This window comes from Herbaspirillum sp. Sphag64 (assembly GCF_014192645.1).
Taxonomy (GTDB): Bacteria; Pseudomonadota; Gammaproteobacteria; order Burkholderiales; family Burkholderiaceae_D; genus Herbaspirillum.
Genome location: NZ_JACHYE010000010.1, coordinates 126,472 through 138,382 on the forward strand (window position 1 = coordinate 126,472; position 11,911 = coordinate 138,382).

At 54.5% G+C, this 11,911-nt stretch carries 10 protein-coding genes; 8 read left to right on the forward strand and 2 right to left on the reverse strand.

Annotated features, from left to right (window positions below; all coding sequences use genetic code 11):
* Position 1: 1 nt before the first annotated feature.
* On the forward strand, positions 2-808 hold the full coding sequence (locus FHW66_RS15835; protein ID WP_183380784.1) for a PPK2 family polyphosphate kinase: 807 nt from the start codon (positions 2-4) through the stop codon (positions 806-808).
* Positions 805-1,584, forward strand: a complete 780-nt coding sequence (locus tag FHW66_RS15840) for an SGNH/GDSL hydrolase family protein (protein WP_183380785.1) — start codon at positions 805-807, stop codon at positions 1,582-1,584. Before FHW66_RS15835 ends, FHW66_RS15840 begins: the two co-directional genes overlap by 4 nt.
* A gap of 27 nt (positions 1,585-1,611) precedes the next feature.
* Here the strand turns inward: FHW66_RS15840 and FHW66_RS15845 are convergent, their stop codons facing one another.
* Positions 1,612-2,379 (reverse strand): transporter substrate-binding domain-containing protein, encoded by a 768-nt coding sequence (locus FHW66_RS15845; protein ID WP_183380786.1) that lies wholly within the window; start codon positions 2,377-2,379, stop codon positions 1,612-1,614.
* A gap of 77 nt (positions 2,380-2,456) precedes the next feature.
* Positions 2,457-3,656, reverse strand: a complete 1,200-nt coding sequence (gltS, locus tag FHW66_RS15850; RefSeq protein ID WP_183380787.1) for a sodium/glutamate symporter — start codon at positions 3,654-3,656, stop codon at positions 2,457-2,459.
* Positions 3,657-4,043: 387 nt separating this feature from the next.
* Here gltS and hemE point away from each other — a divergent pair, with 387 nt between their 5' ends.
* The 6 genes from hemE to FHW66_RS15880 all read left to right on the forward strand — a co-directional run bounded on the left by hemE (position 4,044) and on the right by FHW66_RS15880 (position 11,894).
* The gene (gene hemE, locus FHW66_RS15855; RefSeq protein WP_183380788.1) at positions 4,044-5,123 is read left to right on the forward strand and encodes a uroporphyrinogen decarboxylase; all 1,080 of its coding nucleotides are present in this window, start codon (positions 4,044-4,046) and stop codon (positions 5,121-5,123) included.
* Between the two features lie 725 nt (positions 5,124-5,848).
* Complete coding sequence (locus tag FHW66_RS15860) at positions 5,849-7,885, forward strand: primosomal protein N' (protein WP_183380789.1); 2,037 nt, start codon at positions 5,849-5,851, stop codon at positions 7,883-7,885.
* A gap of 93 nt (positions 7,886-7,978) precedes the next feature.
* Positions 7,979-8,506, forward strand: a complete 528-nt coding sequence (locus FHW66_RS15865; protein ID WP_370543480.1) for a DUF6622 family protein — start codon at positions 7,979-7,981, stop codon at positions 8,504-8,506.
* Positions 8,507-8,633: 127 nt separating this feature from the next.
* Complete coding sequence (gene argS / locus FHW66_RS15870) at positions 8,634-10,367, forward strand: arginine--tRNA ligase (RefSeq protein WP_183380791.1); 1,734 nt, start codon at positions 8,634-8,636, stop codon at positions 10,365-10,367.
* Positions 10,367-11,059 carry an SPOR domain-containing protein gene (locus tag FHW66_RS15875; protein WP_183380792.1) on the forward strand — a complete coding sequence of 231 codons (693 nt, stop codon included), beginning with the start codon at positions 10,367-10,369 and terminating at the stop codon, positions 11,057-11,059. The genes argS and FHW66_RS15875 overlap by 1 nt, the downstream gene beginning before the upstream one ends.
* A gap of 130 nt (positions 11,060-11,189) precedes the next feature.
* Entirely contained in the window at positions 11,190-11,894 is a 705-nt protein-coding gene (locus FHW66_RS15880) for a thiol:disulfide interchange protein DsbA/DsbL (RefSeq protein ID WP_183380793.1), read from the forward strand.
* Positions 11,895-11,911 lie beyond the last annotated feature (17 nt).

Here is an 11,911-nt window from a genome sequence, read left to right on the forward strand (position 1 = left end):
CATGCACACCAGCGAACAGTTTCTCGCGCCTAAAAAGCTGGAGCTCAACGATGAGAGCGCCGCTGTCAAACCGCTCTCAAGTGGAGACAAGCTGGTCGACAAAGTAGAGATACTCAGACTTGCCGAGAAAATTGGCGAGCAGCAGGCCATCTTGTTTGCCGCGAATCGTCGCAAGCTGCTGGTGGTGTTGCAGGGGATGGATACCAGTGGCAAGGATGGTACCGTCAGCAGTGTTTTCGGCAAGGTCAATCCGCAGGGCATGCGCGTGATCAGCTTCAAGTCACCCAGCCAGCAGGAACTGCAGCACGACTATCTGTGGCGGATTCATCAGCAGGTGCCGCGACAGGGCGAACTGGTCGTCTTCAATCGCAGTCACTATGAAGATGTCCTGATTTCACGTGTCCATGACTGGATCGATGGTGTGGAATGTCAGCGTCGCTACGCACAGATCAATGACTTTGAACGGCTGCTTACTGAGACGGGCACGGTCGTGATCAAATTCTTTCTGCATATCTCGAAGGAGACTCAACGCGAGCGTTTGCAGGAGCGCGTGGATGATCCTGTGAAGCACTGGAAGTTCGATGACCAGGATATCAAGGAGCGGGAGCGCTGGGACAGCTACCGGCAAGCCTATCATGCTGCGATTGAGGCCACCAATACGGCGCATGCACCGTGGTACATCATCCCGGCCAATTCGAAAACGCATCGTAATCTGACCGTTGCCACGATCGTGCTGGAAACACTGCAAGCCATGCAGCTCAGTTATCCTCCTGCCAAGCCTGAGTTGACAGGTATTCGGATCAAATGAGCTTCCTTGCCTGGCTGCCTGAACTGTTGGCTCTGCTGTTGTGGCCTTGGTTGAGGGTGCAGGGAAAGCGTACCCGCCAGCGAACACCAAGGATGCCGCCGGCAAGCGGGAATCCCTATGGCGTGATTTATCCGCATGTCAGTTTATCTGTCGTATCTACACCGCTGGAAGTACTGGCCATCGGAGAGTCTCCGGTGGCCGGTGTCGGTGTGCAGCATCAGGAGGAATCCATCACTGGCCAACTAGCTGATGCACTTGCGGTGTCCACGCAGCGCCCGGTAGCGTGGCGTGCGTTTGGTCAAAATGGTGCGACAGTCCGTGAGACGATCGATGCACTGTTATCACTAGAGATCAAACACTCAGCGGACGATATCAGCCGGCCGGTGCATGTGTTATTGATCGCTTTCGGTGTGAATGACAGCACGGCGTTCCATCGTGTGCAGCGCTATCGCAAGGATCTGGAAGACTTGCTGAACTTGTGTATTCAGCGCTGGCATCCCGTTCTGACGATTGTCTGCGGAGTTCCGCCTCTACAGGCGTTTCCAGCATTGCCGCAGCCATTGCGCCATGTGCTTGGTTTGAAGGCAGCAGCTCTGAACATGGTGACAAAGCAAATTGCAAGCTGCCGCAAGGAGACCATCTACGTGCCCATGATGCCGATTGCCAGTCCGGAATGGATGGCAGCCGACGGCTATCATCCGTCGGCTGAGGGCGTCTATCAATGGGCCAAGCAACTTGCTGATGCGATCATGGACAGCTCTGTTTTACGCGGTTGATGCAGAGTTGTCTTGGCCGTGCAGTCCTTAGTGCAGCCATTTATTGAACAGCTTGTCGTAGTCGCCGGTTGATTTGAACGTATGCATCCAGGTATCGATATATTCCTTGAAGATCACATCGCCGCGCGGCAGCATGATTGCCTTTTCCGAAAACTGCAATGGATGATCAGGGTGGATTGAGCATAATTGTGGATGCTGTTTGGACTGCCACAAGGTTTCACTGGCATCCGTGACCATGATGTCGGCTTTGCCGTCGATGATCTGTTGGAAGATCGTTACATTGTCCGGATAGACAGTCAGATTCGCCAACTTGAAATTGGCCCGGGCAAAACGCTCATTGGTCCCCCCGGGGTTGACGATGGCGCGGGTCGTTGGCTGATCAATCATGGTGAGTGATTGAAAGCGCTCGACATCGCTACAGCGGGCGATGGCAGCCTTGCCGTCAACCATGTGCGGGGCTGCAAAGGATGCCTGTTTCAGCCGTTCCAGACTGACTGAGACACCACCCATGGCGATGTCGCATTTCGCCTGGAAATCACTCATCAGCGCGCTCCAGGTCGTCTTGACCAATTGCAGTTGCACACCCATGGCCGTCGCCAGTGCCTGCGCCAGATCGACGTCCATTCCCTCAAAGCTGCCATCTGTCTTCAAGTAAGTGAATGGTTTGTAGTCTCCGGTCATACAGACCCGCAGATTTCCATTTTTGAAAATATTATCCAGTCTGCTTTGAGCATGCGCTGACTGGCCCAGCAATATGGCGCACAGCAAGGTCATTGCCAATAAGATTTTCTTCATTATTCCTCTCTTGTACCTAGGGGGAGCGGGTAACTGGAATGTACGTCGGTAACACAAAGACAGTGACGGAGGCATTCTCAGCCATACAGGGGTAAAGCGAGGAATAATTTAATCACAAGCGCGTTAGCGATGTCGATGAAGAAGGCACTTACCATCGGCACGACCAGAAATGCAGTCGCGGATACGCCGAAGCGTTCGGAGACCGCCTGCATGTTCGCAATGGCGGTAGGGGTCGCCCCCAGCGCAAAGCCACAATGACCAGCAGCAAGTACCGCCGCATCGTAATTTGATCCCATGACACGAAAAGTCACCAGAATGGCATATAAGGCCATGACGATTGTTTGCACCGCCAGGATCAACAAGACAGGCAAGGCAATCGATGCCAGCTCACCCAGGCGCAGACTCATCAGTGCCATGGCAAGAAACAGGGACAAGCTGACGTTGCCCAGCACGTCAATTGCACGTGCAAAAATCTTGTAGCCGACCATGAGCGATAGCGCGTTGCTGATGATCACACCGACAAACAGGACGCAGACAAAGGTAGGCAGTTCCACCGGCGTTCCAGTCAATTGATCAGCAATCACTTGTCCGACCGATAAGCTGATGGCGATCAGGGCAAGTGCCTCGATCATCGCCGATGCGGTAATCAGTTGTACTGCTTTGGGTTGTGCAAAGCCATCGCCATCGCTATGTGAAGTGGTGGGAGGGGACGTTGCAAGGCGTTTGACCAGAAATCCTGCGACCGGTCCGCCAATCAAGCCGCCCGCAATCAAACCGAATGTAGCGCAGGCGATTGCTATTTCAGTCGCTGCCGGCAGGCCATGACGTTCTGCAAATACACGACCCCATGCTGCGCCTGTGCCGTGTCCGCCAGATAGAGAGATCGAGCCGCCCAGCAATCCGACCAGTGGATCGAGACCCATCAGCTTTGCCATACTGATACCGATCGTGTTTTGCAACATCAGCAAGCCTAATACGACGCCCAAAAATATTGCCAGTGTCCGACCGCCTTTCCGGAGGCTCGCAAGGTTGGCCTTTAAACCGATGGTGGCAAAGAAACTTAACATCAACGGTGCCTGTAGCGTGTTATCAAATCGTATCTGCATCGATGAAAAATGACTCAGGGCAAACAACAATATGGCGACCACTAGGCCGCCCGCGACCGGCTCTGGAATACTGTAGGTTTTGAGAAAAGATAAAGTTGTAACCAGCTTGCGTCCTGTGAGCAAGACCAGTGATGCTGCAACCAGCGTTTCGAGCGTATTCAATGTGAGCATTTGGTTTATTCGGGAAGAAATGTTGCTCAATCGGCGAGTAGCCTAGTTTCGGCCTCGTGCGCGGCGCAAATTCCTGGATTGCCGGTTGTGCCAAACTACAGGGATTCCAACCTGGAAGTGCGCCAAACTCTAATTTGCTATTTGTCGTGTGGTGCGCTTGAGTGAGCGTCAATCACGTCGTTATGTGCCTGCCCATGACTGACTATTGATATGGCGCAATAGGGTTTGAAGGGAGGGCAGCAGATAATGCTCTACTTCGATGGATTCAGATGCATCTAATCTGGTTGGCGCTGATGTCAGTGCATGCCGGAAGCGGATGTTTGAATGCGATAATACTCATTTGCCGAAGCGGCTAACCCGACTGTTCCCTGACTGCACGATTTGCTCATGCCTCAATTTGCTCCGCTCCAGAACGATACTTTCCTGCGTGCTTTGTTACGCCAGCCTACCGACTACACGCCAATGTGGCTCATGCGCCAGGCGGGGCGCTATCTGCCTGAATATCGTGCGACCCGCGCCCGTGCTGGTTCGTTCCTCGGTTTGGCCAAGAACCCCGACTTTGCGACCGAGGTGACGCTGCAACCCCTGGACAGGTATGAGCTCGATGCAGCCATTCTTTTTTCAGACATTCTGACCGTACCCGATGCGATGGGGCTTGGGTTGTACTTCGCCGAGGGAGAAGGTCCGAAGTTTGAGCGCCCGCTGCGGGATGAGCAGGCTGTACTGGCCCTGCAGGTGCCACCAGAAGGTAGCTTGCAATACGTCTTCGATGCGGTTACGCAGATCCGTACCGAACTGGCTGGACGCGTACCACTGATCGGTTTTTCTGGCAGTCCCTGGACCTTGGCCTGTTACATGGTTGAGGGCGGTGGTTCGGATGATTTTCGTACGGTCAAGGCGATGCTGTATGACCGGCCGGACCTGATGCATCATATTTTGCGAACCAACGCAGCAGCTGTTGCTGCTTATCTGAATGCGCAGATCGATGCCGGTGCACAGGCGGTCATGATTTTCGATACCTGGGGCGGAGCACTGGCTGACGGAATTTATCAGGAGTTCTCGCTGCGTTACATGGCCGAGGTAGTCAGTCAGCTTCAGCGGGAAAAGGACGGTCAGCGTATTCCTGCAATCGTTTTCACCAAAGGCGGTGGACTCTGGCTGGAGCAGATTGCAGATATTGGTGCCGATGCTGTTGGTCTGGATTGGACGGTCAATCTGGGGCAAGCGCGTGCTCGTGTTGGCAATAAGGTGGCATTGCAGGGGAATCTCGATCCCAATGTTCTTTTTGCTGGAAAGCAACAAATTGAGGCGGAAGTGCGCAAATTGCTGACCTCATTTGGCAAACCGGAGGCGGGTGCAGGTCACGTATTCAATCTCGGACACGGCATTTCCCAGTTCACGCCGCCAGAGGCAGTCAGTACCCTGGTGGAAGTGGTGCATCAGTACAGCCGACAAATGCGCGTTTAAGGGGCACGTCTGAACGTCATGCCCCAAAATCAGCAGAAATCAATGTCACCGCGCTCTTCCTTAATGGTTAGTGGCATTACTTATGCACAAAGCGAGGGCTGTCTGAAAACAGAATAATTTATATCCATATTCGGAATGTATCTTCTCTCGCTGATTTGCAAGTCATTGATTTTAAATGTGATTTTTTGTGCATGGGTTTTGTGCAATTTGTCGAAAGCCGCACGGAGTGGCGGCTTCCAGCCTGTCAAGAGGGACTTGCCCACAAAGTTATCCACAGCTTTTGTGGATAGCTGAAAAAGCACTTACGAAACCGCGACTTAGGTGATTTTTTCAAGCTTTACTTGAATTACGTCGAAACTTTAGAGAAAAGTTTTATTGTCATTTTTCTCGGTATGTTGATTGACAGAAAGTGGTGCTTCTGTTTTCAGTCAGCGCATTTTCGGTGCGGACAAGAGCGAGTTATGCACATATTTATTTTTGTAAAGACCGAAAATAAAAAATAAACTTTTTTTTCAGTGCTTTCTGATGCTTTTTCAAGTCATTGATTTTAAAGGGTTAAATTTCTGCTTTTGATTTGAGCAATTTATTGGAAGCCGCTTCCAGTCTGCTCTCCCCGCTGTCAAGTCAGAGTTGCCCACAAAGTTATCCACAGGTTTTGTGGATAGGTCAAAAAGTAGTTACGAAACCGGTAGTTAGGTCATCTTTTCAGGAATCACATTAAGTTCGTGGAACAACGCATACTTCAGATCGCTCTCGATACCCCGCTTGACAGGACCTTCGATTATCGTTGGCTGGGCGAGCCGGGGCAGGCGCTCCCACAGAGAGGTCAATTGGTGATCGTGCCTTTTGGTCGTCGTGATGTCGCTGGCGTGATCGTTGGTCTGAGCGATACCAGCGAAGTGCCGCAGGACAAACTTAAGAACGTGCTTGCAGTGCGTTCCCAACTGGGGCCGCTGTCTTCCCAATGGCTGGCTTTGTGCGCTTTCGCGGCGGACTATTACCAGCGACCGATGGGGGAGGTGGCGCTACCCGGGTTGCCGCGAAACCTGCGCGCGCTGACTACGACGGCGCTGGACCGGGCCCTCAAGAAGTTGTCCAAGTTGACACTTCAACACAATGGCAATCCGGTCAACACGCCACAGCTCAAGCCGGAACAGGAGCAGGCAGCCAATGCCATTGCTGAGGCGCAGGGTTTTGCACCGATGTTGCTCTACGGTGTGACCGGTAGTGGTAAGACCGAAGTTTATCTACAGGCGGCAGCGCGGATACTGGCGCGCCATGAGGCGCTCGGCGAAGTGGCGCAGATTCTGGTGCTGGTGCCGGAAATTAATCTGACGCCGCAATTGGAGTCGAACATCCGTACGCGTTTTCCCGGCGTGCAGGTGGTCAGTTTGCATAGCGGTCTGGCAGAAGGTGAGCGCACCCTGAACTGGATTGCGGCGCATCAGGGTAGTGCACGCATCGTGTTGGGGACCCGGCTGGCAATTTTGTCCTCCATGCCGCACCTGAAACTGATTGTGATTGACGAAGAGCATGATCCTTCCTATAAGCAACAGGAGGGGTTGCGCTATTCGGCCCGCGATCTGGCTGTGTGGCGGGCGCATCAGCTGAGTATTCCCGTGGTGCTGGGTTCGGCTACGCCTTCACTGGAAAGCTGGCAGCATGCCCAAAGTGGCCGTTATCGCAAGCTGCAGTTGCGTGAGCGCGCAGTGCGTGATGCCGTGCTGCCAGCCGTGCGCATGATCGACATGGAGCGTGATCGCCCCAACGATGGACTGACTTCCACTCTGGTCGCTGCACTCAAGTTACGGCTGGAGCGCGGTGAACAGTCGCTTCTGTTTTTGAACCGGCGAGGCTATGCGCCGGTACTACATTGCGATGCCTGCGGCTGGATCAGCAACTGCATGCGCTGCACTTCGTTCATGGTGTTGCACAAACCGGAGAGGCGTCTGCGTTGCCACCATTGCAGTCTGGAACTCTATATTCCCAAAGCATGCCCGACTTGCGGCAACATTGATTTACAACCGCTGGGGCGCGGTACACAGCGGGTCGAAGAAGGGTTGCAGGCGATCTTCCCGGAGGCCCGCGTGCTGCGTATTGATGCTGATTCGACCCGGCTCAAGGGTAGTGCCCAGCATGCATTCGATAGCGTACACCGGGGCGAAGTGGATATTCTGATCGGCACCCAGATGGTCGCCAAAGGCCACGATTTCAAACGGTTGACGCTGGTCGGTGTGATGAATCCGGATACCGCCCTGTTTTCACAGGACTACCGCGCCAGTGAACGCTTGTTTGCACAACTCATGCAGGTCGCGGGTCGCGCCGGTCGTGCAGGGCAAAAGGAAGGTGGAAGCCCCAGTGAAGTCTTGATTCAGAGCCGTTATCCGCATCATCCGCTGTATGCAGCGGTAGCGCGCCACGACTACGACGGATTTGCCGCGCAATTGCTGGAGGAGCGTCAGCAGGCAGGCTTGCCACCTTTCCTTTATCAGGCCTTGCTGCGGGCCGAGGCCAGCGTGCTGGAGACAGCCTTGGCATTTTTGCAGGAGGCGGCGACTTGTCTTGCGCATCCGGGCATTACCATCAATGATCCCATTCCTATGACGATGACCCGGGTGGCCAATGTCGAGCGGGCACAGTTGCTGGTGGAGTGCGCTTCGCGGCCAGCCTTGCAGGCCTTCCTGCGTGAGTGGATGGCGCATCTGCGTGCGCTCAGGACACGCGTCAAGTGGTCGCTGGAAGTGGATCCGGTCGATATCTGAGGCGTTGCAACTGCATTTGGCACCCTCTATCCTGCATTTCGTCGCAAAGCAGTGGGCAAGTTATTGGCGCCGGCGCATCATGCGACCATCTTCATGGAGGAGCCAATGATGTTGCTTTCGATCATTTCGCATACGCCGTTATGGGTTTGGGTCTTGCTGGTATTTCTTTTTTCGCGCGGTATCAGTGCGCTGGCTCATCGTGATGTCTCGCTGCGCAAGGTGATTGTCATTCCAGTCATCATGCTGATGCTGTCATTGCACGGCTTGCTGAGCCTGTTTGAGAACAATATTGATGCCATGAGTGTGGCTGCCGGCGCCGCCTTGCTGTCGGCGTTACTGGCCTGGCAGCGCACTGCCCGTACGGTGGAGGTCAGCCAGGCTGGTCGGGTTCGCTTGCGTGGCAGTATCTTGCCACTGCTGTTGATGATGGCGATTTTTGTCATTAAATACAGTGCCGGGGTGCTTGCTGTCATGCATCCGATGCTGTTTCAGGCAGGGGCGCTGCCATTATTGCTGGCAATGGTCTACGGATTGTTCGCAGGAACATCGATCGGTCGTGTATTGCAAATATTGCATCTTTATCGATTGGCACAGCGTCCGATGACCTCGCTGATCGGCTAGTCCCCCGTTTTTGCAGTACTAAACCAGCGTAAGCTCGCAAACTGCATCGCGCTGCAGCAGGTGTTGCAGTGTTTGTGCCCAGCAAGCCGGTATAATCTGGTTTGCTTTATCTCAGACACTGCTCCCCATGCTTGCCCAACAAAAACAACGTATTTCCGAATTACTGCAGGCCGCTATTGCGCCGCTGCTGACTGGCACTGATTTGACGCCCACGATTACGCTGGAGCGTCCGCGCGATCCATCGCACGGTGACATTGCCTGTAACCTGGCCATGCAATTGGCCAAGCCCTTGAAGAAAAATCCTCGTGAGCTAGCCCAGACGCTGGTAGAAGGCATACTGGCGCAACCCGGCCGGGAAGACTTGATCTCCTCGGCCGAGATTGCCGGTCCAGGATTCATCAATCTGCGCGTGGCTGCGGCTGCGAAACAGGCGGTCGTCAAGGCCGTGCTGGCCGAGGGGGGCGATTTTGGCAAGAGTCAGGCAGGTGCCGGCAAGAAAGTTTTGGTGGAATTTGTCTCGGCCAATCCAACCGGTCCATTGCACGTCGGTCACGGTCGTCAGGGCGCGCTTGGCGACGCCATGTCGGCATTGCTGCAATCGCAAGGTTTTGACGTCACCCGTGAGTTTTACTACAACGATGCCGGTGTCCAGATCGCGACTTTGGCAACGTCGGTGCAAGCCCGCGCCAAAGGCTTCAAGCCCGGTGATGCCGGCTGGCCTGAATCAGCCTATAACGGCGACTATATCGGCGATATTGCCCGTGACTTCCTTGATCGCAAGACGGTTGCCGCCAGCGATGGTGAACCCGCCACAGCCAGCGGTGACGTTGAGGATATCGAATCGATCCGGCGCTTTGCGGTAGCTTACCTGCGCCGTGAGCAGGATCTCGATTTACAGGCTTTTGGCGTCAAGTTCGACAATTACTATCTGGAATCCTCGCTCTACACCGAGGGCAAGGTTGCCGCTGCCGTTGCTGCATTGATCGCCGCCGGCAAAACGTATGAGCAAGATGGCGCACTCTGGCTACGGACCACGGACTATGGCGACGACAAAGATCGCGTCATGAAGAAAACCGATGGTACCTATACCTACTTCGTGCCGGATGTCGCGTATCACATCACCAAATGGCAACGAGGCTTCGGCAAGGTCATCAATGTGCAGGGCAGTGATCACCACGGCACGATTGCACGTGTACGCGCCGGCTTGCAGGCCGCTGGTGTGGGGATTCCACAGGGTTACCCAGACTATGTGCTGCACAAGATGGTCACAGTGATGAAGAACGGCGAGGAGGTCAAGATTTCCAAGCGCGCCGGTTCTTACGTGACGTTGCGTGATCTGATCGAGTGGTCCAACGGCGATGCCGCCGAGGGTGACGCGGTTGACCTGACGCGCGGCCGTGATGCGGTGCGGTTCTTCCTGATTTCGCGCAAGGCGGACAGCGAATTTGTGTTTGACGTCGATGTGGCGCTGACCCGTAGTGACGAAAACCCTGTCTACTACGTCCAGTATGCCCATGCGCGTATTTGCTCGGTGCTGGCGCAGTGGGGTGGGAACGAAGCTACGCTCAACCAGGTGCAGGATCTGAGCCCGCTGACAGCACCACGCGAAGTCAGTTTACTGGCCAAGCTGGCAGAATATCCGGAAGCGCTGGCGTATGCCATGCAAGAGTTGGCGCCGCATCAGATCGCTTTCTACCTGCGCGATCTGGCGGGTGAACTGCACAGCTACTACAATGCCGAGCGCGTGCTGGTTGATGATGTTGCCACCAAAATGTCGCGTCTGGCACTCATGAGTGCAACGCGTCAGGTATTGCGCAATGGTCTGGCGCTGATTGGCGTCTCCGCACCGTCCCGAATGTAATGCACAGGAAAATTGCCTTGAAACGACACAATCCCCTCTTGAACAAGATCCATAAGCAGGCCGGTGGCACCTTCCTTGGTCTGGTCCTGGGCCTGATCATCGGTCTGACCATTGCCGTGGTCGTGGCGCTGATGATTACCAAGTCGCCGATTCCGTTTGTCAATAAGGTCACGCGTCAGGATCGTCCGGAATTGTCGCCGGGCCAAACGACGGATCCCAATAAGCCACTGTACGGTAACAAGGACAGCAGTCCGGCGAAAAGTACTGACAATGGCGCTAGCAATCAGCAGGACATGCCTGTGGCTGAGCAGAAAAAGCCGGATGTCACTCCGCCAGTCAAGGCTGTCGACAGCAATAATGCCAGCAATGCCGGCAGTGCTGCCAAGGACAAACAAGCTAGTGCCAGCAAGGATCAGGGCGCGAAGGATAGTGTCAGCAGTTCGTCGTCAGACGACAAATGGAGCTATTTCCTGCAGACCGGCGCCTTCCGTGAGCAGGCTGATGCCGAGAGCGCACGCGCCAAGCTGGCCTTGCTTGGTTTTGAGGCGCAGGTCAGCGAGCGCCCTTCCGACAATGGCAACCTGTATCGGGTGAGAATTGGTCCGATCGGGCAAACGGAAACAGTGAACCGGATGCGTAGCAAGCTGTCAGATAACGGCGTCGATGCAGCAGTCATCCGCATACCGAAATAGTTATTCATCGTGATCAAGCATTATTGTTATTAATCGTTACTGTCGTCCGGTGGACGTCCTGAAGCTGAGTCAGATCGCTGTCCGGGCTGGGATGTTCACCATTTTCCTCATCCGGAAGGGATCAAAGTCTATGCGTTTGTTTCGTATTGCTCTGGCTGCTGTCAGCCTGAGCCTGCTGGCTGTTTCGGTCAGCTCCTCTGCCTCGCCATCGAATCCACAAAACGGTACTGATTACCGTGTCTTGGAGCAAGCTCAACCGACCGACTCGGGCAAGAAGGTCGAGATCACCGAGTTCTTCTGGTACAACTGCCCGCATTGCGCTGCTTTTAATCCAGCACTGGAAGCATGGGTCAAGAAGCAGGGCGACAAGATTGTGTTCAAGCAGGTGCCCGTGGCCTTCCGTGACTCGTTCATCCCACAGCAAAAACTCTTCTATACGTTGGATGCCCTCGGCAAGACAGCAGAATTGAATGCCAAGATTTTCCAGGCAATTCATGTGGACGGCCAACGCATCGATACCGACAAGACCATTCTTGCGTATATCGACAAGCAGGGGATCGACAAGCAGAAATTCCTTGATATCTACAATTCGTTCAGTATCCAGACCAAGGTGCGTCGTGCTGCGCAGCTGCAGGAAGCCTACAAAATTGATGGCGTGCCAACTCTGGCTGTAGATGGTCGCTTCATCACCTCTCCGGCGATCGCTGGTGCCGCAATGGCCGGTCAGCCGGAGTCGATGCAGCAGGCTGCTACGTTGCAGGTGCTGGATCATCTGGTTGCCAAGGTTGCTGCAGAGAAGGCAGCTGGTGCAGACAAAGTCACCAAAAAGAAATAAGCAGCAGCCAGCAATCA